Genomic DNA, 20007 nt, shown 5'->3' with positions numbered 1-20007 from the left:
CGTGGTCGGCGACGCGCGTCCGCTGCGGGTACTGGTGGTGGGCGCCGGCGTGGCCGGCATCTCGGTGGCCCGCGGACTGCTGCGCGACGGCCACGACGTCACCGTCTTCGAGCGCCGCCCGCGGCTGGCGGCCGCCGGTGGCGCGGTGACGGTGTGGTCCAACGGCGAGACGGTGCTGCGCCAGCTGGGCGTCGAGATGGACGGCGCCGGCCGGCAGCTGTCCAGCGTGCGGGCGGTGACGTCGACGGGCCGGGCGCTGGCCACGCTGGACGTGACCGCGATGGCGCGGCGGCTGGGCGCGCCCGTGCGGATGGTGCCGCGCCGGGTGCTGCTGGAGCGGCTGCTGGACGGATTCCCGCCCGGGCGCATCCACTGTGACCGTCGCGCGGTCGCACTGGCCACCTCCCGCGACGGGGTCAGCGTCGAATTCACCGACGGCACCGTGGCCGAGGGCGACGTGCTGATCGGCGCCGACGGCCTGCACTCGATGGTGCGCGAGTGGGTCGGGGCCCGGCACGCCAAGGCGACCGGCTGGTGCAGCTGGCAGGGCCTGGTCAGCCTCCCGGAGATCGCCGAGTCCGACGCCGCCCTGATGATGATCGGCGGCGGCGGGAACCTCGGCCTGTGGCCGGCCGGCGGCGCCGAGGTGCAGTGGTGGTTCGACCTGCCGTGGTCGACGGGGTTCGTCCGGCCGCAACACCCGATCGAGACGATCCGCTCGCACTTCGCCGGATGGTCCGAGCCGGTCGATCGGGTGCTGGCGATCCTGACCGACGAGGATCTGGCCGCGTCGCCGTTCCCGCATTTTCGGCATCCGATCCCGCGCCCCGGGCGGGGCCGGGTCACCCTGCTCGGCGACGCCGCGCACACCATGCCGCCCACCCTGGCGCAGGGGACCAACCAGGCGCTGCTCGACACGATGGTGCTGTGCCAGGCGCTGGCCGATTTCGGGCGGGGGACACCCGGCGGCCAGGCCGAGGTCGCGAACGCGCTGCGCTGGTACGAGAAGACCCGGCGCCGCCGGGTCCGGGCGGTGTCCTGGGTGGCCTCGCTGCCGGTGTCGCACGGCGAGGCCGTGCTGCGCCCGGCCGCGCTGGTCTCCGACCAGCTGCAGGCCGCCGCGCTGACGATGTTCCTGCGCTGGACCAGCCACCGCCGCATGTCCGACCACATCAACCGCAGCGTGGGGGAAGCGATCAACCGCAGCTTGGGGGAAGCGCCGAAGATTCCGTCACGCCGGTGAACGGCACGAGCGAATCCGTAAGGGTGCGAGGCGATTTCGACGCCCCGTCGCGCTGGCTGTGGCTGGTGAAGTGGTGCGTGCTGGCGGTGCCGCACTACCCGATCCTGATCGGGCTCTACCTGGTGTACCCGCTGTGCACCGTCGTCGCCGGGATCGCGATCATCTGCACCGGTCGGTATCCGCGGCGGCTCTTCGACTTCAACGTCGGCGTGCTGCGCTGGTCCTGGCGGGTGATGAACTACCGATTCCCGATGAACAGCACGGACCGATACCCGCCGTTCAGGCTCGCGGCCTCGCCCGACTATCCCGGCGACCTCGCCGTCGACTATCCGCGACGGCTGAAAAGGCTTGCGGTGCCGGTCAAGTGGCTGCTGGCGATCCCGCACGTGCTGGTCTGCTGGTCGATGGAGCCGCTGCTGCAGGTGCTGTGCCTGACCGCCGCGCTGACGTTGCTGTGCACCGGCACCGTCCCGCCCGGCATGTTCGATCTGCTGATGGGCATCGTGCGGTGGCGGTACCGGGTGGCCGTCTACGTGTCGTTGATGCGTGACGAATATCCGCCGTTCCGAATGGATCTGGGCTCCCGATGAGATTCCGCAACGTGCTGTTCCCCTACGTGTACCGGTTCGGGCAGCCGGTGTTCGACCGGCTCTTCTACCAGCGGTATCGGCGGCAGGCGATGAGTCACGCCACCGGGCGGCTGCTGATGGTCGGCCTGGGGCCGGGCACCGACCTGATGTTCCTGCCCGCCGCGGTGACGTCGGTGGCGGCTGTCGAGCCCGAGGCGTCGTTTCGCCGGATGGCCGCCCGGCTGGCCGCCCGCCAGGGGGTCGCGGTCGACGTGGTCGCCGGGTCCGGCGAGTCGATTCCCTTCCCGGACAACAGTTTCGACTCGGTGCACATCGGGCTGGTGCTGTGCTCGGTGCGCGACGTGGGGGCCACCCTGGCCGAGATCCGCCGGGTGCTGGTGCCCGGGGGCAGGCTGGTGGTGCTCGAGCATGTGCGCGGGGACGGGCTGACGGGCCGGCTGCAGGATCTGATCGCCCGGCCGTGGTCCTGGTTGGCCGGCGGCTGCGAGCCCAACCGGCGGACCGGGGCGGCCATCGCCGCCGCCGGGTTCGACACCTCGACGCTGCGCAGCGTGCCCCGCACCCCGGTGCCCTTCCCGTGCAAACCCCATCTGCAGGGATTCGCCGTGCTCAGTCCACGCTGACCGCCTCGATGATGTTCAGCCGCGCCGCCCGCCGCGCGGGCGGCACCGAACCGAGCAGGGTGATCCCCAGCGCCCCGGCGGTGCAGGCAAGCGCCAGCGGGCTGAGCCGGAAGGCCACCGCGAAGTTCATCATGTCCCCGCTGATGCGGCTGAACAACCACTGGTCCGCCAGCCCGAGCAGCAACCCCAAACCACCGCCGACACAACCGATTCCGGCCGCCTCGGCCAGCACCATGCACAGGGTGAACCGGCGGCCGGCGCCCATCGCCCGCAGCACACCGATCTCGCGGCGCCGCTCGGTCACCGACAGCGTCAACGTGTTGAGCAGGGCGACCGCGGCCACCGCCACCACGATGATCCATACCGCGTTGGCGATGAACATGCTCTGGTGCAGCGGGGCCTGCAGCCCGGCCAGCGCGGCGCGGCCGTCGTAGACGTGGTTGGGCGCCGGCACCGCCGCGCGGACGTCAGCCAGCAGCCGCCGCGGATCCACTCCCGGGGCCGCCGTGATTTGCAGCGTCGTCGCCGCCGGGCGATCGAACCATGCCCGCAGCTGGGCCAGATCCATCCCGACGGTGCCGATGACCGTCGAGAAGAACGGCACCACCGCCAGCACCGCCGCCTCCCGCGGGCCGTGCGGGGTCTGCAACCGCAGCCGGTCGCCGGCCCGCACGTTGAGCGCCCTGCCCAGATTCTGGGTGAGCACCACACCCCGCCCGGCCAGCACCTCGGCGCGCACCCGGTCGTCGAGCGCGCGGAACAACGCGTCCCGGCTGCCCGCGGCGAACCCGTCCAGCAGCACCCGGGTGCCCGCGACGACGGCGAACCCGCACGCCCCCTCGGTCACCCGCGCCGCACCGGGCAGCGCGGCGAGTCTTTCCGAAAGCCCTTGCGGCAGAACATCCGTGGGGAAACTGTCGGGCGGATCCGCGCTCACCCACACGTCAGCCTCGGCGACCGGCGCGAAGATGGCACGCGCCGACCCGATCATGTCCGTGTTGGTGCCGGTGATCACCACCGTGGTGAGCACCCCGATCAACACCGTCATCACGGTGGCCCACACCCGCCGCGGTGCGCGCCGGATGGTCGCGGCGGCGAGCGCACCGCACGACCCGAACACGCGGGACAGCGCGGACGTGGCGGTGACGATGGGCACGGTGAGCGCGAAGCCCGCCGCCAGCTCGGCGACCAGCACGGCGCCCAGCAGCACGCCCGCCGGGGCGCCGGCCGGGACCGCCAGGGCCGGCACCGCGAACAGCGCCAGCGCGCCGACCCCGCTGGCGGCCCGCAGCCACGGCGGCACCGCGTCGGCCGCCGACGCCCCGACCGGCGCCAGCGCCTCGACCGGGGAGACCTTGTACACCTGCCGCGCGGCCATCGCCGCGGCCGCCACGGCGGTGAGCGCCGTCGCCGCCAGCGCCAGCGGGACGGCGTAGCCGGGCAGCCAGTACTCGACGCGGGCTTCCAGTCCCTGCGTGACGGCCGGGGGCAGCCGGCCAATTGCCATGCGCCCGGCCAGGATTCCGGCGCCGCACCCCAACGCCCCGCCGATCAGCCCGAGAACGGCGGCCTCGGCGAGCAGGTCGCCGACGACGGCGCGGCGCCGCCCGCCCAGCGCGCGCAGCATCGAGATGACTGGGCGGCGCTGGGTGATCGCCATCGTCATCGTGGTGTAGATCAGGAACGCGCCGACCACCAGCGCCACCGCCGCGCCGAGCAGCGCCATGTAGTTCATCAGCCGGACGCCGTCGCCGGCGCGGGCCGCCCGCGAGCTGGGCGCCGCCACGATCGCCCGCCCGCCCACGGCGGCGCCGACCGCGGCGCGGACGGCGGCCGGGTCGGCGCCCGGCGTGAGGGTGATCAAGATCGAGTCCAGCTGCCCGGCGCGCCCGGTGACGCGCTGCGCCAACGCCAGCGGCGCCAGCACATAGTGTCCGCCGTTGAGTTCGGCGAACTGCCTGCCGGCCAGCACCTCGGTGACGGTGACCGGGGCCGAACCAAGTTGGAACGCTTGACCTTTCGCATACCCGGCCCGCGGCCCCACCTGCACGCCGTCCGGCGACGCGGAAAGCTCCCGCACCGGTCGCGACACCGCGTCGGTGAGGGCGCCGCCCAGCGCGGCGGTGCGGGCGTCGGCGCCCAGCAGCAGGACCGGCCCGGACGGCGTGGCCGCCGTCGTCCGGATCATCGGCGCGGCGGTGGCGACCCCGGGCACCGCGGCGACATCGGCCAGCACCGAGTCGGCGAATCCGGCGTCGGTGATGCCGGAGACCTCGAGCGCGGCCACCCCGGCGATCCCGTCGGCCAGCCGGCTCACCGATTCGGTGATCGAGCCGAAGATGCCGAAGACCGCCACCAAATACGTTGCGGAGACAGCCATCACGGCGATCGACGCGATGGTGCGGCGTCGATGCACGGCGATCTCGCGCAGGCTGAACACGCGCAGCCGGCTCGCCGCGGCCGTGACCGCACGCCCCGACCTCACCCGGCGACCGCCATCACGTCCGAACCGACCCGGCCGTCCTGCAGCGTGATCACCCGATCGGTGGCCGCCGCGGCGTCGCTGTTGTGGGTCACCATCACCACCAGCCGGTGACCGCCGCCCTCGTGCGCCACCTCGGCCAGCAGCTCCAGGATGGCCGCGCCGGTGGAGGAATCCAGGTTGCCGGTCGGCTCGTCGGCCAGGATCAGCGGCGGGTCCATCATCAGCGCCCGCGCCACCGCGACCCGCTGCATCTGGCCGCCGGACAGCTCCGCGGGCCGGTGTTCGGTGCGGTTGCCCAGGCCCACCCGGTCCAGCAGCCGGAGCGCGTCCGGCTTGGCCCGACCCAGCCGGACCCCGTCGAGCAACCGCGGGATCGCCACGTTCTCCCAGGCCGACAGGGTGGGCAACAGGTTGAAGAACTGAAACACGAAGCCCACCCGGCGATGGCGGAACCGCGACTGCGCCTCGTCGCCGAGCCGGCCGATCTCCTCGCCGTCGAAGAGGATGGAACCCGAGTCGGGGGAGTCCAGCGCGCCCAGCAGATGCAGCAACGTGCTCTTGCCCGCGCCGGAGGGCCCGACGACCGCCACGAACTGCCCACCGGCCAGCTGCAGGCTGATCCGGTCCAGGGCCCGCACCGGTTGACCGCCCACCCGGTACTCGCGCACCACGCCGGCCATTTCGATGGTCATCTAGGCACCACGGTGACGGCCGACGAACGGTTCACCGGCCCCGCCGCGCGACGATCGTGAACCCATCGGCGGCCCGCCTCGTGTCTTCCCACATGCTCGGAAGGCACCGGGTGGTCGACCACATCGTCGGCCACCTCGCGGCGATCGGAACCGACCACCTCTTCGCGGTGGACGGCGCCAACATCGAGGACCTCTACGACGCGGCGCATTTCCGGCCGGAGCTCACCGCGGTGCTGGCCAAGCACGAGTTCTCCGCCGCCGCGATGGCCGACGGATACAGCCGAAGCGGAGCGGGACTCGGGGTGGTGGCCGCGACCTCGGGCGGCGGATCGCTGAATCTCGTGGCCGGACTCGGCGAGTCGCTCGCCAGCCGGGTGCCGGTGCTGGCGCTGGTCGGCCAGCCCGCCGCCGCGCTGGACGGTCGGGGCAGCTTCCAGGACACCAGCGGCGCCAACGGATCGCTGGACGCCGGCGCGCTGTTCTCGGCGGTCTCGGTGTTCTGCCGGCGGGTGCAAACCCCCGACGACATCGTTTCGCTTCTGCCGCAGGCCATTTCGGCGGCGCGGGCCGGAGGCCCAGCGGTGCTGTTGTTGCCCAAGGACATTCAGCAGGCCCGGGTCGGCGTCGGCGAGCGCAACGGCCACGGCGCACCCGGCGGGCGAGTCGCGATTGCGGCGCAATGGCGGCCCCCGGCCGGCGACCCGCACCCGATCGCGGCGCAATTGCGCCGCGTGACCGGCGAGATCGCCATCATCGCCGGCGAACAGGTGGCCCGCGACGACGCCCGGGCCGAGCTCGAGGAGCTGCGCGCGCTGCTGGGGGCGCGGGTGGCCACCGTGCCGGACGCCAAGGACGTCGCCGGCGCACCCGGGCCGGACGGGCGGACGCTGGGAGTGACCGGCGTGATGGGCCACCGCAACGTGGCCGAGGCGGTGGCCGGCAGCGCGGTGTGCCTCATCGTCGGGACCCGATTGGCGGTCACCGCGCGCAGCGGCCTGGACGACGCGCTGGCCGCGGTGCGCACCGTCTCGATCGGGTCGGCGCCGCCCTATCTCGCCTGCACCCACGTGCACACCGGAGACCTGCGCGGCTCGCTGCGGCTGCTGATCCGCGCGCTGCGCGGCCACCGGCGGCCGGTCGCGCCGGCCGGCACGGCGGGGCCGGCCGACCGAGCTGACGCCGCCGCCGTGCAGGGGGCCGGGGGTGCGCTACCGCGACGCGATGGCGGTGCTGGACGGCGTGCTGCCGCGCGGCGCCGACATCGTGGTCGACGCCGGCAACACCGGCGCGGCCGCGATCCACTACCTGCCGGTGCGCCGCGACGGCCGGTTCGTCGTCGCGCTCGGCATGGGTGGCATGGGCTACAGCTTCGGGGCGGGGATCGGAATAGCGTTGGGGCGCAACAACAGTGGACGCCCCGGCGGGCGCACCGTCGTCATCGCCGGGGACGGCGCGTTCTTCATGCACGGCATGGAGGTGCACACCGCCGTGCAATACCGGCTACCGATGACGTTCGTGCTGTTCAACAACAACGCGCACGCCATGTGCGTGACCCGCGAGCAGCTGTTCTACGGCGACCGCTACAGCTACAACCGTTTCCGGCCCAGCCGGCTGGGCGCCGGGCTGGCCGCCATGTTCCCCGGCCTGACCTCGGTGGAGGTCGGCGACGTCGACGGGTTCGCCGCCGCGATGGCCGCGGCGCTCGATGTCGACGGCCCGGCGGTGGTCAGCGTCGAGTGCGCCGCCGACGAGATCCCGCCGTTCGCCCCGTTTCTCACCACGTCGGCGGTCAAAGATGCCGCCGTCAAACAGAATTCAGTTACAAAGGAGATCCGCACCAATGTCGCTGCCAGCGCTTGAGGACATCGGCGACCTCATCGACGGGGTCACCCGCATCGAGACCAGCCCCCGGGAGAAGGCCACGCCGATCATCATGGACATGATGCGGTCGGTGTACCCGCACGACCAGATCTTCGGACAGTACTGCACCGTCAACGACTACATCGACTGTCCACCCGACGACTTGTTCGAGTACATGGCCGACACCCGCAGCCTGGAGGAGTGGACCTACAGCCTGCGCGGGTTCACCCCCACCGACGAGCCCGGGTTGTGGCTGGCCCACGACCGGCTCGGTTCGGAAACCAAGATCTACACCCGCACCGTCGCCAACGCGCAGGCGCGGACCGTGGACTACCACTGCGCCTGGGACCAGGGCGACCACCTGTGGATGATCTACCTGATGCGCGTCGTCGACGCCCAGACCGTGCTCGACAAGCCGGGATCGGTTGTGCTGTGGACCAATTGCCATCACCCGTTCTACGACCACAACCCGTACCCGCAGACCGCGCCGCCGCAGCGCCCGGTGTGGGTGGGCGACTTCTGGGACATGTTCGGCGCCGGCCATCTGCTGGAGCTGCGCAACCTCAAGGCGATCGCCGAATACCGCCATCGGCACGGCCTGCCGGTCACCCCGGTGTGGATGAGGTGACGCGATGAATGCGTCGACCGTCAGCCTGATCGACGTCGCCAGCTATCTGCCGGGCGAGCCGATCCCCGCCGACTACTACGCGCAATTCGCCGAATCCGACGACCTGCGCGACAACGTGATGTTCCGCGCCCCGAAGTACCGCCACCACGTCGGCCCCGACGAGAGCTCCATCGACATGATCGAACGCGCGGCACAGGGTTTGATCGAGCGGCACGGCCACGACGTCATCGAGGGCGCCGACGTGCTGATCACCCACACCCAGGTGCCCGACATGGCGTTCTACGGCCAGGGCGGCGGCATCGCGCACCGGCTGGGCATGCGCCCGTCGTGGGTGCTCGACCTCAACAACGGCGGGTGCGCGGCATTCGTGTTGGCGCTCAACGTGGCTCGCACACTGCTGTCGTCGGGCCAGGGACGCACCGCGCTGATCGCGATCGCCCAGAACGCGGCCGGCCAGTTCTTCGACCAGCCGACGATCCGGCGCAAGGCGCAGGCGGCGGTGCCCGGCGACGGCGCCGCGGTGGGCCTGGTCACCGTCGGCGACTCCTCGCCCGTCCTCGACGTCGAGTGCCGCAGCTACGGCGAATACGCGGGCGAGATGACGCTGTCCTACGACCCGCCCCGCAAGTGGTGGCAGGCCGGGCCAGGCGAGGGCAGCATCGGCTTCACCGACAGCAAGATCACCAAGGTGTTGGCCCGCGGCAACCGGCAGGTCCCCGAGGTGGCGCTGGCGGTGTGCGATCGAATCGGGTTGCCCGCCAAGGACATCGACCTGCTGGTTACCAACCAGCCGAACCGGGCGTTCCTGCGCAACTGGCGCGACGCGCTGGAGCTGCCGCCGGCGCGGCACCTCGACACCTTCGACGAGTGCGGCAACCTGTTCGGTGCCGGGATCCCGGTCAACCTCGACCGCGCAATATCCGAGCAGCGGATCAAAGCCGGGGACGTGGTCATGATGGCGGCGTTCGCGCACGCCGGCGATTTCGCCGGCGCCGCCGCGGTGCGCTGGGGCGGGCGGGGCGGATGCTGACCGTCCCGCGCCCGGCCGCCGGCGGCATCGGCGAGGCGCTGCCCGACGCGGTCGACCCGTTTGCCTTGTCGCTCAACGAGAATCCCTTCCCGCCGCTGCCGGCGGTGCGCGCGGCGCTGATCCGTTCGGTGTGCACCGCCAACCGGTATCCGGAGTTCCTGCCCGAGCGACTGCGCGGGGTGATCGCCGAGCACATCGGTGTGCCGGCCGAGTTGGTGGTGCTGGGCGCCGGAGCCACCGGCGTGATGCTGCAGGTGCTGCAGGCGTTGACCGCGCCGGGGGACGCCATCGCGATGGCCACCCCCACCTTCGACGGGTATCCGATCGTGGCGCGGATGGCCCGGCTGAACACCATCGCCGTCGCGCTGGACGAGCACGGGCAGCACGACTTGGACGGGCTCGCCGACGCGGCCGCGCGCGCCCGCGTGGTGGTGCTGTGCCGGCCGCACAACCCGACCGGAACCGTGGAGCCCGCGGCCGCAGTCTTCCGGTTCCTGCGCCGGGTGCCGCGCGACACCGTCGTGCTGCTCGACGAGGCCTATGTCGAATTCACCGCGCCCGAGCACCGGATCGACGTGGCGGCGCTGGTGGCGTGCTTCCCCAATGTGGTGGTGGTGCGCACCTTCTCCAAGGCGTACGGCCTGGCCGGGCTGCGGATCGGCTACGGGGTGGCGTCGCCGCGGCTGGCGCGGCCGCTGTGGGACCAGCAGCTGCCGTTCGGCATCGCGATCACCAGCCTGCTCGCCGTCACGGCGTCGTATCGGGCCGAAGACGAACTGTCCCGGCGCATCCGGTCGATCACCGCCGAACGCCGCCGGCTGCGGATGCGGCTGAGCGCGCTGGGCGTCTACACCACCGACGCGCACGCGAACTTCGTTTACCTGCCGCCCGATCCGCAAGGACGCGCGTGGCAGCGGGTCTTCGCCCGCGGCGGCGTCCGGGCGCGCTACTACCCGGACGGCGCGGCCCGGCTGACGGTGGGCAGCCGCGCCTCCACGGTGGCGGTGCTGTCGGCGGTGGGAAAGGCCACGCTGGAGCGGCAAGTGCGGTAAGAAAGGGCGTGGCCGACTCACGTCCTCACGAACGCGATCCGATCGCCGCCGCCCGGGCCAACTGGGAGCGCGCCGGGTGGGGCGACGTGGCGCCGGGCATGGTCGCGGTGACCTCGGTGATGCGCGCGCACCAGATCCTGCTGGCCCGGGTCGAGACGGCGCTGCGCCCGTACGACCTGAGCTTCTCCCGCTACGAACTGCTGCGGCTGCTGGCGTTCAGCCGGACCGGGGCGCTGCCCATCACCAAGGCCTCCGACCGGCTGCAGGTGCACGTCACCAGCGTGACGCACGCGATCCGCCGGCTGGAGGCCGACGGGCTGGTGCAGCGGGTGCCGCACCCCACCGACGGGCGCACCACGCTGGTGCAGATCACCGAGCTGGGTCGCTCCACCGTCGAGGACGCCACCGTCACCCTCAACAAGCAGGTGTTCGCCGACATCGGGATGAGCGACACCGAGTCGCAGCAGCTGGCGTCGTCGATCGAGACGTTGCGCCGCAACGCGGGCGACTTCTGAGCTCGCCCCGCGGCGCCGAGCGTCACGCCAGCGTGACCGTCGCGCCGGGATGCCACGCCGGCGTGACGCTCGGTGCTAGTAAGCGCCGCGCAGCATCTCGATGACCGCGCTGAAGTCCTTGTCGCCGTGGGAGGCGGCGAATTTCGCGTAGATCTCCGCGGCGTGCCGGCCCAGCGGGGCGGCTGCGCCGGTCGAGGTCACCGCGTCCATCGCAAGACCCAGGTCCTTGTTCATCAGCGAGGCGGCGAAGCCCGGCTTGAAGTCGTTGTTGGCCGGCGACGTCGGAACCGGGCCCGGCACCGGGCAATTGGTGTGCACGGCCCAGCAGTTGCCGGTCGCCCCGGTGATCACGTCGAACAGCGACTGCGCCGACAACCCGAGCTTTTCGGCCAGGATGAATGCCTCGCCGATGGCGATCTGCTGCACCGCCAGCACCATGTTGTTGCACACCTTGGCGGCCTGCCCGGCCCCGGCCGCGCCGCAGTGAATGATCTTGCCCGCCATGGGTTCCAGCACCGGCCGGGCCCGCTCCAGGGCCTCGGGTTCGCCGCCCACCATGAACGCCAGCGTGCCTGCGACCGCACCCTTCACCCCGCCCGAGACGGGCGCGTCGAGCTGCGCCACCCCGTGCGACTGCGCTTGCGCGTGCACCTCGCGGGCGTCGGCGACCGAGATCGTGGAGCTGTCGATGAACAGCGCGCCCGGGCGCGCGGCGGGCAGGATCTCGGCGTAGCAGCGTTTGACCACCTCGCCGTTGGGCAGCATGGTGATCACCACGTCGGCCCCCGTCACCGCGTCGGTGGCGGTGTCGAAACCGGTGACACCGGACGCGGTGGCGGCCGACAGCGCCGCGGGCACCGGATCGAATCCGCGCACCGCATGTTGGGCCGCAACGAGATTCGCCGCCATCGGCGCGCCCATGTTGCCCAGGCCCAGGAAAGCCACCACCACGCGCTCGGTCATCCGACGGCCTTTCTATGCGGTGGCCCGGAACCGCGCCGCTTCGGCCCGGCCGATGACCACCCGCATGATCTCGTTGGTCCCCTCCAGGATGCGATGCACCCGCAGGTCGCGCACGATCTTTTCCAGACCATACTCGCGCAGATAGCCGTAGCCGCCGTGCAGCTGCAGCGCCTTGTCGGCGACCTCGAAGCAGGTGTCGGTGACGTAGCGTTTGGCCATCGCGCACAACTCGACCTTGTCGGGATCGTCGGCGTCCAGCGCACCGGCGGCCCGCCACAACATCATTCGCGACGTTTCCAGGCCGGTGGCCATGTCGGCCAGGGCGAACCGGATGGTCGGCTCGTCGAGCAGCGGCGACCCGAACGCCTGCCGATCGCGCACGTAGGCTCCGGCCTTGTCGAAGGCCGCCTGCGCGCCGCCCAGCGAGCACGCGGCGATGTTGAGCCGGCCGCCGTTGAGGCCGTTCATCGCGATGCCGAATCCGGCGCCCTCACCCTCGGCGCCGCCCAGCATCGCGTCGGCGGGCACCCGCACCCCCTCCAGGATCACCTGCGCGGTGGGTTGGGCGTGCCAGCCCATCTTCTCCTCGGGCGAACCGAAACTCAGCCCAGCAGAACCCTTTTCGACGACGAACGCGGAGATGCCGCGCGGCCCTTCACCGCCCGTGCGGGCCATCACCAGGTAGACGTCCGAGGCCCCGGCGCCCGAGATGAACTGCTTGACGCCGTCCAGCACGTAATCGCCGCCCTGTCTGACCGCGCGGGTGCTCAGCGCGGCGGCGTCGGACCCCGCGCCCGGCTCGGTCAGGCAGTAGCTGGCGATGACGTCCATCGCCGCCAGCCGCGGCACCCAGCCCTTGCGCTGTTCGGGCGTGCCGTAGCTGTCGATCATCCACGCGCACATGTTGTGGATGGACAGGAACGCCGCCGTGGTGGGGTCGGCGATGGCCAGCTGCTCGAAGATGCGGACCCCGTCCAGCCGGCGCAGCCCGCTGCCGCCGACGTCCTCACGGCAGTAGATCGCCGCCATCCCGAGCTCGGCCGACTCGCGCAGCACGTCGACCGGAAAGTGTTCGGCCGCATCCCATTCCAGCGCGTGCGGGGCCAGGCGCTTGGCGGCGAACGCGCCGGCCGTCTCGGCGATCACCCGCTCGTCGTCGTCCAGGGTAAACATAGTGGGGCCGGAATTCCTTCTCGGTTCTAATCCATTGTGGGAATCACGAATTCGGCGCCGTCCTTGATGCCGGACGGCCACCGCGAGGTGACGGTCTTGACCTTGGTGTAGAACTGGATCGACGCCGGCCCGTGCTGGTTGAGGTCGCCGAAGCCGGAGCGCTTCCAGCCGCCGAAGGTGTGGTAGGCCACCGGCACCGGGATCGGCACGTTGACCCCGACCATGCCGACCTGCACCCGGGACACGAAATCGCGGGCGGCGTCGCCGTCGCGGGTGAACACCGCCACCCCGTTGCCGTACTCGTGCTCGGAGGGCAGCCGCAGCGCCTCCTCGTAGTTCTGCGCCCTTACGATGCACAGCACCGGCCCGAAGATCTCGTCGGTGTAGATGGACATGTCGGGCGTGACGTGGTCGAACAGGGTGGGCCCGATGAAGAAGCCGCCCTCGAGGTTGGCGTCCCCGAAAGTCAGGTCGTCGCTGCGGCGTTCGCGGCCGTCCACCACGATCTCGGCGCCGGCGGCCACGCCCTGGTCGATGTAGTCGCGCACCCGCGCCACCGCGGCCTCGGTCACCAGCGGGCCGTAGTCGGCCTTGGGGTCCAGGCTGTGCCCCACCCGCAGGTTGTTGATCCGCTCGACGAGCCGGGCCCGCAGCCGGTCGGCGGTCTTGTCGCCGACCGGGACCGCGACCGAAATCGCCATGCAGCGCTCGCCGGCGCTGCCGTACCCGGCGCCGATCAGCGCGTCGACGGCCTGGTCCAGGTCGGCGTCGGGCATCACGATCATGTGGTTCTTGGCGCCGCCGAAGCACTGCGAGCGCTTGCCGGTGGCGGCGGCCCCGGCGTAGATGTACTGGGCGATGTCCGAGCTGCCGACGAACCCGACCGCCTGGATGTCGGGGTGGTTCAGGATGGCGTCGACGGCCTCCTTGTCGCCGTGCACCACCTGGAACACGCCCGGCGGCAGGCCCGCCTCGACGAAGAGCTCGGCCAGCCGCACCGGCACCGACGGGTCGCGCTCGCTGGGCTTGAGCACGAACGCGTTGCCGCAGGCCAGCGCTGGCCCGGCCTTCCACAGCGGGATCATTGCCGGGAAGTTGAACGGGGTGATGCCGGCGACCACGCCCAGCGGCTGGCGCAGCGAATAGACGTCGATGCCGGGCCCGGCGCCCTCGCTGTACTCACCCTTGAGCAGGTGCGGGATGCCGACGCAGAACTCGATCACCTCGATGCCGCGCTGGATGTCGCCCTTGGCGTCGGCCAGGGTCTTGCCGTGCTCGCGCGACAGCAGCTCGGCCAGCTCGTCGTTGTGTTGGTTGACCAGCTCGATGAAACGCATCAGCACCCGGGCGCGGCGTTGCGGATTCGTTGCGGCCCAACCCTTTTGCGCCTCGATGGCCGAAGCCACCGCGGCATCGATGTCGGCCCGGCCCGCCATCGGCACCTGCGCCTGGACGGCCCCGGTGCTGGGGTCGAAGACCTCGGCGGTGCGAGTGGATTGCCCGGCGGTGCGCTGCCCGTCGATGAAGTGCGGAATCTGTGTGGTCATGGGGCCCTCGAATGTGGTGGACGGCACGGGACGTGACGCGGATACTTGCATATCCTAGTAACCCGGTTCCGGCCTTGGCAAGCGGCGCCCGGGGCTAGCCTGAGGCCTGTATGCACACCATCGAGGCCGACTACCTGGTGGTCGGCGCCGGCGCCATGGGCATGGCGTTCATCGACACGCTGGTCACCGAGACCGCGTCGCAGGCCCGTGTCGTGGTGGTGGACCGCCATCACGCGCCGGGCGGGCACTGGACCATGGCGTATCCGTTCGTGCGGCTGCACCAACCCTCGGCGTTCTACGGCGTCAACTCCCTGCGCCTGGGCGGCGACAGCATCGACCAAATCGGTTGGAACCGCGGCCTTTACGAATTGGCGACGGCCGACGAGATCTGCGCCTACTACGACCGCGTCATGCGCACCCGGCTGCTGCCGACCGGGCGCGTGCGCTACTTCCCGGACAGCGAGTACCGCGGCGACGGGCGGTTTCGCACGCTGGCCGGCGCCGACCACACCGTCGAGGTGACCCGCCGCATCGTCGACGCCACCTACATGCACGTCAGCGTGCCGGCGATGCGCCCACCGCCCTACACCGTCGGCGACGGCGTCGACTGTGTGCCGCCCAACGAGCTGCCGCGCCGGCCCGGGTATCAGCGCTACGTCGTCGTCGGGGCCGGCAAGACCGGCATCGACACCTGCCTGTGGCTGCTGGGCCAGGGCGTCGAGCCGGACCGGCTGACCTGGATCATGCCCCGGGATTCCTGGCTGCTGGATCGCGCGACGATGCAGCCCGGCGCGTTGTTCGCCGAGCAGATCAAACACAGCTTCACCGCCCAGCTGCGCGCCATCAACGAAGCCGGTTCGGTGGCCGAGCTGTTTTCCCGGCTCGAGGGCGCCGGCCTGCTGCTGCGCATCGATCCGGCGGTGCGGCCCACCATGTACCGCTGCGCGACCGTCACCCGGCTCGAACTCGAGCAGCTGCGCCGGATCACCGACGTGGTGCGGCTGGCCACCTGCGCTCCGTCGAGCCGGGCGCGATGGAGCTCGACGGCGGCGCCGTCGCGGTCGACGGTCGCGCGCTCTACCTGGACTGCACCGCCGATGGCGCCGAAAAGCGGCCAGCCACACCGATTTTCACACCCGGGCGAATCACGCTGCAAAGCGTGCGCGGCTGTCAGCAGATTTTCTCCGCCGCGCTGATCGCCCACGTGGAGGCCGGCTACGGCGACGACGCGCGCCGAAACGAGCTCTGCGTGCCCCTGCCGCACCCCGACACCGACGTCGACTGGCTGCGGCTGGCGCTGGCCGACTACACCAATCAGCTGCGCTGGTTCGACGACCCGGAGTTGATGACGTGGTTGTCCGGCGCGCGGCTGGATTTGTTCGGGCATCTGATCGGCCACCTGCTGCCGTCGGCGTCGGCCAAACCCCGGGTGCGGGCGCGGATCCTGGGCATCGCCAAGTCGGTGTTCGCAGCCACCGCCGCCAGGCTGGGCGAACTGCTGGCTGCCGAGGCTGCACTCGCCGCGAGCTGACCCGTGTAACCCGAGCCGATACTTCATAGCGGTGAAGGAGGCAGGTGGCGGCACACAACGAACCCGTCGGCCCGCGACCGCTGCGCGCGGTGCCCGAGGGCGGCTACCCGGACTGGGAAGCCGTCTACTCCGACAACGCGGCCTGGGTGTATCGCACGCTGTTCGCCCGGGTCGGCAACCGGGCCGACGCCGAGGACCTCACCGCCGAGGTCTTCCTGGCCGCGTTGCGGCCGCTGCGGCTGACCGCCAGCGCCGCCGAGGTGCGCGCCTACCTGCGTGCCACCGCCCGCACGGTGCTGGCCGCGCACTGGCGCGAGACGTTGGGGCGGGAGATAACCTCGATCGAGGACATCGAACAACCGCCCGAGCACCCCGACGCGATCAGCACCGCCCCGCAGCGCGTCGCCCGGGTGCTGGACAGCCTGCCGGACCGCTATCGCCGCATCCTGGAATCGCGCTTCCTGCAAGGTAATTCGATCAAGGAGGCAGCCGCGGAACTCGGAATCAGCGTGGCCAACGCCAAGGTGCTGCAGCACCGTGCGCTGCGGCTGGCGGCACAGGTCAACGAGGGAGGCCGGCCATGAACGCGCGAGGGCTGCGGCGCTACGTCGACGACCTGTTGCGGGGCCGCCGGCCCCGGCCGTTCCTGCCCGACGATTTCGAGGCGGCCCAGCTGCGCACCGCGATCGAGCTGCGGGCGGCCCGGCCGGACTCCGAAGTGGCCGACGCGCCGCGCCCGGAATTCCTCGCCGATCTGCACCGGCGGCTGGCCGAGCAGATGTCCGGCGCGCCGACCCGACCGCGGCCCGGGCGCGGCAGCACCCGCCGCCAGGTGATCGTCGGCACCTCGGCGGCCGCCACCGCCGCGGTCGCCGCGGTGTCCATCGACCGCACCGTGATCGCCGGGCAGTCCGGCCCGGATCGCGCCCCGCAGACCGCGTCCGGGACGCTGGCCCCCAACCAGGGCAGCTGGCAGCGGGTCGCGGCCAGCTCGGAGGTGTCCGACGGCGTCCTGCGCGCCTTCGACCTGGGCGCGGTGAGCGGGTTCGTCCGCCGCGTCGACGGCAAGGTGCAGGCGATATCCGGGGTGTGCACGCATCAGGGATGCAAGCTGTGGTTCGACGCGCCCGACGACACGCTGCGCTGCCCCTGCCACACCACGTCGTTCTCGCCCAGCGGAAAGGTGCTCACCCACCAGCTGCCGATCGAGCCGAAACCGTTGCCGGCGTTGATGGTTCGCGAGGCCGACGGCGTCATCGAGGTGTTCGCCCCGGTGCGCCGCACCTGAGCCGTGTAACCCGCGGCCCTATCTGTGGGCATGACCCTTGCAAAATCGTTGACCGCGGCGCTGGCCGTCGCCGTGGCGGTGGCCGGCTGCTCGGCTCCGCGGCCCGCCGCGGGCGGCGGCACGTCCAGCACCCAGACGCCGGTCACCGCGGCGCCGGCGGCGGCCGGCCCCAATCAGGTCGTCATCGACGGCTTCGCGTTCGCGCCGGCCACCCTGACCGTGCCCGCCGGCACCACCGTCACCTGGATCAACCGCGACGAGGAACCTCACACGGTGGCCGCGAGCGACGGGTCGTTCCACTCACCGGGCATGGGCACCGGGGCCGTCTTCACCCACACCTTCTCCGCCGCGGGAACTTTCGACTACGTCTGCTCGATTCACCCGATGATGCGCGGCACCGTGGTGGTGACGGGATGAATCCGAACATGAGCCGCCGGCAGTTGATCCGGCACACGGCGTGGTTCGGGGCGGCGGTGGGGTTCGCCGTGACCGGGGGCGAGGTGATCTCCCACGTCGCCGGCCGGGCGGCCGCACAGCACACCCGCGCCCAGCCCACCCTGCGGTTCGCCCAGATCAGCGACAGCCACCTCGGTTTCACCGGCGCCCCCAACCCCGACGTGGCGGGCACCTTCGGCCGGGCCATCGACCAGGTCAACAACCTGGGCTACACCCCGGATTTCGTCATCCACACCGGCGATCTCACCCACCTGTCCACCCCCGAGCAGTTCGACCAGGCCAAGCAGATGATGAGCGCGCTCAAGACCCCGCACGTGTTCACCGTGCCCGGCGAGCACGATTCGGTCGACGACGCGGGGCAGAAGTACCGCAGCGTCTTCGGGGCGGGTTCGGCCGGTGACGGCTGGTACAGCCTCGACGTGGCCGGCGTGCACCTGATCGCGCTGGTCAACACGCTGAATCTGCGCAAGCTCGGGCACCTGGGCGCCGACCAGTTGGAGTTCGTCAAAAAGGACGTCGCCCGCCTGTCCAGCGACACTCCCATCATCGTGTTCAGCCACATCCCGTTGTTCGCGATGTACCCGCAATGGGGTTGGGGCACCGACGACGCCGCGCAGGCACTGAGTTATCTGCGCCGGTTCGCCTCCGTTACCTGCCTCAACGGCCATGTGCACCAACTGTTCTCCAAAACCGAGGACAACGTGACCTTTCACAGCGGCACCACCACCGCCTACCCGCTCCCGCACCCGGGCGACGGGCCGGCACCCAAGCCGGTCACCCTGCCCGCCGGCAGGCTGCGCGACGCGCTGGGCGTGCGCGAGGTCGCCTACAGCCGGGGCGACACCGTTCTGGCACTGAAAGAGCGGACCCTGCAATGACTTTGACGACAATAGCCACTCGGTTCGGCATCGCCGCGTCGTTGACGGTCAGCGCGCTCAGCCACGCCTACCTGTATGTGCATGGCTACCAACACATTCCGGGCATCGGGGTCGCGTTCCTGGTGCAGGCCAGCGTGTCGTTCGCCGTCGCGCTGCTGATCTGCGCCGGCGGGCCGGGCTGGCTGAGCTGGGCCGGCGCCGCGGTGGCCGGCGGCTCGCTGGCAGCGTTCGCGGCGTCACGTACGGTCGGGCTGTTCGGCTTCGCCGAGCGGGGCTGGGATCCGGCGCCGTACGCGGCGATCAGCGTGGCCGCCGAGGTGCTCACCGTGCTGCTGTGGTTGCCGGATGCCCGCGTTCGGCGGTGGTGGCCGCAGACCACTTCCGGCGCAGCCGGCGTTTGAGCGCCATTGACGGCTTTTCGATCAACCACCAGCTGGCCGCGGCCAGCGGCAGGGTGGCGGCCAGGGCGGTCAGGAAGAACACCGCCACCGGCAGCCGGGCGAGCCCGCACACCGCCAGCAGCTGCTGGACCGGAAACGCGTAGATGTAGACGCCGTAGGACAGGTCGGTGGCCAGCCGCAGCCGGCGGTTGCGCAGCAGGGCGCCGGACACGATGATCGCGTAGGCCAGCGGCAGCGCGGCCACCACCCGGTAGTCGGGCAGCCGGCTGGCCGCCGCCACGACGACGACGCACACCGCGACGAGCGACCATCGGGCCGGGATCACGTCCTTCCACTGGTAGACCACGGCCCCGGCGGCGAACATGATGGCCGAGCGCACCGCCAGCTGCGCGACGGTCCATTGCCCCGGGTAGGTCAGCGGCGGCACCAAGGCCGCCCCGACCACCGCCAGCGCCAACACCGCGACGGACATCCACCGGCGATCCGCCAGCCCGGCCACGCCGATGGCGGCGACGGCGAGGTAGCACGCCACCTCCCAGACCAGGGACCACAACGAGCCGTTCCAGACCCCCGGATGCGGTACGCCGCCGGGTGTTGCGCCGATGTTCAGGTGGACGTAGGCCACCGCGCTGTTCTTCGCGAGGTACTCCAGCGGCGCGCCGGAGGACAGCAGCGCGCCCACCGAGCCCCCCTGGATCGCCACGCTGAGCGGGGCCACCGCGAACGCGGTGACGATCAGGCACACGTAGTAGCCGGGCAGGATACGCAGGGCCCTCGCGGCGAGAAAGTCGCGCAGTCGCGGATCGTCTAGCCAGCTGCGGGTGATCAGGAACCCCGAGACCGCGAAGAACCCGTCCACCCCGACCGAGAAGAGAAGCTGCAGCGTCGCCGCCGGCGGCAACCGGTTGGTGATCGGCCAGCAATGCCACAGCATCACCTCGGCCGCCAGCAGCAGCCGCCACGCATTCAGCGCGTTGCGCCGCGGATCGAACACCTGCCCGAGGGTCATCGGCCTCCGCCTGTCCTATGCCCCCCGCACTATGGACGCCCCC

At 71.5% G+C, this 20007-nt stretch carries 18 protein-coding genes and 2 pseudogenes; 14 read left to right on the top strand and 6 right to left on the bottom strand.

Features of this window, described 5'->3' with window-relative positions:
• Position 1 precedes the first annotated feature (1 nt).
• Genes NF20_RS18605 through NF20_RS18595 form a run of 3 tightly spaced genes read left to right on the top strand, consistent with a single transcriptional unit; the run spans position 2 to position 2456 of the window.
• Positions 2-1243, top strand: coding sequence for an FAD-dependent oxidoreductase (locus NF20_RS18605; protein WP_033712945.1), 1242 nt, complete (start codon positions 2-4; stop codon positions 1241-1243).
• 23 nt (positions 1244-1266) lie between these two features.
• A complete protein-coding gene (locus NF20_RS18600; protein WP_033712944.1) occupies positions 1267-1833 on the top strand; it encodes a DUF4389 domain-containing protein in 567 nt (188 codons plus the stop codon).
• Positions 1830-2456, top strand: a complete 627-nt coding sequence (locus NF20_RS18595; RefSeq protein WP_033712943.1) for a class I SAM-dependent methyltransferase — start codon at positions 1830-1832, stop codon at positions 2454-2456. Before NF20_RS18600 ends, NF20_RS18595 begins: the two co-directional genes overlap by 4 nt.
• On the opposite strand, the gene NF20_RS18590 is transcribed toward NF20_RS18595, so the two are convergent.
• Complete coding sequence (locus tag NF20_RS18590) at positions 2443-4941, bottom strand: ABC transporter permease (RefSeq protein ID WP_033712942.1); 2499 nt, start codon at positions 4939-4941, stop codon at positions 2443-2445. The two genes, NF20_RS18595 and NF20_RS18590, sit on opposite strands and share 14 nt — an antisense overlap.
• Complete coding sequence (locus tag NF20_RS18585) at positions 4938-5633, bottom strand: ABC transporter ATP-binding protein (protein ID WP_019734455.1); 696 nt, start codon at positions 5631-5633, stop codon at positions 4938-4940. The genes NF20_RS18590 and NF20_RS18585 overlap by 4 nt, the downstream gene beginning before the upstream one ends.
• Before the next feature lie 92 nt (positions 5634-5725).
• On the opposite strand from NF20_RS18585, the pseudogene NF20_RS18580 reads away from it, so the two are divergent.
• The 5 genes and pseudogenes from NF20_RS18580 to NF20_RS18560 all read left to right on the top strand — a co-directional run bounded on the left by NF20_RS18580 (position 5726) and on the right by NF20_RS18560 (position 10718).
• Positions 5726-7493 (top strand): annotated as a pseudogene (locus tag NF20_RS18580) (thiamine pyrophosphate-binding protein).
• Complete coding sequence (locus NF20_RS18575; RefSeq protein WP_019733687.1) at positions 7474-8121, top strand: hypothetical protein; 648 nt, start codon at positions 7474-7476, stop codon at positions 8119-8121. Before NF20_RS18580 ends, NF20_RS18575 begins: the two are co-directional and overlap by 20 nt.
• Before the next feature lie 4 nt (positions 8122-8125).
• Positions 8126-9151, top strand: coding sequence for a 3-oxoacyl-ACP synthase III family protein (locus tag NF20_RS18570; protein WP_003873467.1), 1026 nt, complete (start codon positions 8126-8128; stop codon positions 9149-9151).
• Positions 9145-10203 (top strand): pyridoxal phosphate-dependent aminotransferase, encoded by a 1059-nt coding sequence (locus NF20_RS18565; RefSeq protein WP_003873466.1) that lies wholly within the window; start codon positions 9145-9147, stop codon positions 10201-10203. Before NF20_RS18570 ends, NF20_RS18565 begins: the two co-directional genes overlap by 7 nt.
• An 8-nt stretch (positions 10204-10211) precedes the next feature.
• Entirely contained in the window at positions 10212-10718 is a 507-nt protein-coding gene (locus tag NF20_RS18560) for a MarR family winged helix-turn-helix transcriptional regulator (protein ID WP_009979012.1), read from the top strand.
• A 75-nt stretch (positions 10719-10793) separates the two neighbouring features.
• On the opposite strand, the gene mmsB is transcribed toward NF20_RS18560, so the two are convergent.
• The 3 genes from mmsB to NF20_RS18545 are packed head-to-tail and all read right to left on the bottom strand — an operon-like array spanning position 10794 to position 14401.
• Positions 10794-11681: a 3-hydroxyisobutyrate dehydrogenase gene (gene mmsB, locus NF20_RS18555; protein ID WP_033712940.1), complete on the bottom strand. Its 888-nt coding sequence runs from the start codon at positions 11679-11681 to the stop codon at positions 10794-10796.
• A 12-nt stretch (positions 11682-11693) separates the two neighbouring features.
• Positions 11694-12854 carry an acyl-CoA dehydrogenase family protein gene (locus NF20_RS18550; RefSeq protein WP_033712939.1) on the bottom strand — a complete coding sequence of 387 codons (1161 nt, stop codon included), beginning with the start codon at positions 12852-12854 and terminating at the stop codon, positions 11694-11696.
• Between the two features lie 26 nt (positions 12855-12880).
• Positions 12881-14401 (bottom strand): CoA-acylating methylmalonate-semialdehyde dehydrogenase, encoded by a 1521-nt coding sequence (locus NF20_RS18545; protein ID WP_033717382.1) that lies wholly within the window; start codon positions 14399-14401, stop codon positions 12881-12883.
• Positions 14402-14511: 110 nt separating this feature from the next.
• Here NF20_RS18545 and NF20_RS18540 point away from each other — a divergent pair.
• From NF20_RS18540 to NF20_RS27725, 6 genes and pseudogenes are all read left to right on the top strand, one after another.
• A pseudogene (locus NF20_RS18540) lies at positions 14512-15932 on the top strand (NAD(P)-binding protein).
• A gap of 44 nt (positions 15933-15976) precedes the next feature.
• A complete protein-coding gene (locus NF20_RS18535; protein ID WP_023862245.1) occupies positions 15977-16516 on the top strand; it encodes an RNA polymerase sigma factor in 540 nt (179 codons plus the stop codon).
• Positions 16513-17220: a Rieske (2Fe-2S) protein gene (locus NF20_RS18530; protein WP_033712934.1), complete on the top strand. Its 708-nt coding sequence runs from the start codon at positions 16513-16515 to the stop codon at positions 17218-17220. The genes NF20_RS18535 and NF20_RS18530 overlap by 4 nt, the downstream gene beginning before the upstream one ends.
• Before the next feature lie 30 nt (positions 17221-17250).
• Positions 17251-17637 carry a cupredoxin domain-containing protein gene (locus tag NF20_RS18525; RefSeq protein WP_263869621.1) on the top strand — a complete coding sequence of 129 codons (387 nt, stop codon included), beginning with the start codon at positions 17251-17253 and terminating at the stop codon, positions 17635-17637.
• Positions 17634-18554, top strand: coding sequence for a metallophosphoesterase family protein (locus NF20_RS18520; RefSeq protein WP_019734348.1), 921 nt, complete (start codon positions 17634-17636; stop codon positions 18552-18554). The genes NF20_RS18525 and NF20_RS18520 overlap by 4 nt, the downstream gene beginning before the upstream one ends.
• Positions 18551-18955, top strand: a complete 405-nt coding sequence (locus tag NF20_RS27725) for a hypothetical protein (RefSeq protein ID WP_075362336.1) — start codon at positions 18551-18553, stop codon at positions 18953-18955. The genes NF20_RS18520 and NF20_RS27725 overlap by 4 nt, the downstream gene beginning before the upstream one ends.
• Here NF20_RS27725 and NF20_RS18510 read toward each other — a convergent pair.
• On the bottom strand, positions 18876-19964 hold the full coding sequence (locus NF20_RS18510) for an acyltransferase family protein (protein ID WP_033712932.1): 1089 nt from the start codon (positions 19962-19964) through the stop codon (positions 18876-18878). The two genes, NF20_RS27725 and NF20_RS18510, sit on opposite strands and share 80 nt — an antisense overlap.
• Positions 19965-20007 lie beyond the last annotated feature (43 nt).

Source organism: Mycobacterium sp. MAC_080597_8934 (genome assembly GCF_000523975.1).
Taxonomy (GTDB): Bacteria; Actinomycetota; Actinomycetes; order Mycobacteriales; family Mycobacteriaceae; genus Mycobacterium; species Mycobacterium avium.
This window is presented reverse-complemented; position numbering and strand designations above follow the sequence as displayed.

Bases quoted from the DNA above. Each gene is read 5' to 3' on its own strand.
- NF20_RS18595 (WP_033712943.1), top strand. From the start codon at position 1,830: ATGAGATTCCGCAACGTGCTGTTCCCCTACGTGTACCGGTTCGGGCAG.
- NF20_RS18585 (WP_019734455.1), bottom strand. From the start codon at position 5,633: ATGACCATCGAAATGGCCGGCGTGGTGCGCGAGTACCGGGTGGGCGGT.
- NF20_RS18575 (WP_019733687.1), top strand. From the start codon at position 7,474: ATGTCGCTGCCAGCGCTTGAGGACATCGGCGACCTCATCGACGGGGTC.
- NF20_RS18570 (WP_003873467.1), top strand. From the start codon at position 8,126: ATGAATGCGTCGACCGTCAGCCTGATCGACGTCGCCAGCTATCTGCCG.
- NF20_RS18565 (WP_003873466.1), top strand. From the start codon at position 9,145: ATGCTGACCGTCCCGCGCCCGGCCGCCGGCGGCATCGGCGAGGCGCTG.
- mmsB (WP_033712940.1), bottom strand. From the start codon at position 11,681: ATGACCGAGCGCGTGGTGGTGGCTTTCCTGGGCCTGGGCAACATGGGC.
- NF20_RS18550 (WP_033712939.1), bottom strand. From the start codon at position 12,854: ATGTTTACCCTGGACGACGACGAGCGGGTGATCGCCGAGACGGCCGGC.
- NF20_RS18545 (WP_033717382.1), bottom strand. From the start codon at position 14,401: ATGACCACACAGATTCCGCACTTCATCGACGGGCAGCGCACCGCCGGG.
- NF20_RS18530 (WP_033712934.1), top strand. From the start codon at position 16,513: ATGAACGCGCGAGGGCTGCGGCGCTACGTCGACGACCTGTTGCGGGGC.
- NF20_RS18525 (WP_263869621.1), top strand. From the start codon at position 17,251: ATGACCCTTGCAAAATCGTTGACCGCGGCGCTGGCCGTCGCCGTGGCG.
- NF20_RS18520 (WP_019734348.1), top strand. From the start codon at position 17,634: ATGAATCCGAACATGAGCCGCCGGCAGTTGATCCGGCACACGGCGTGG.
- NF20_RS27725 (WP_075362336.1), top strand. From the start codon at position 18,551: ATGACTTTGACGACAATAGCCACTCGGTTCGGCATCGCCGCGTCGTTG.
- NF20_RS18510 (WP_033712932.1), bottom strand. From the start codon at position 19,964: ATGACCCTCGGGCAGGTGTTCGATCCGCGGCGCAACGCGCTGAATGCG.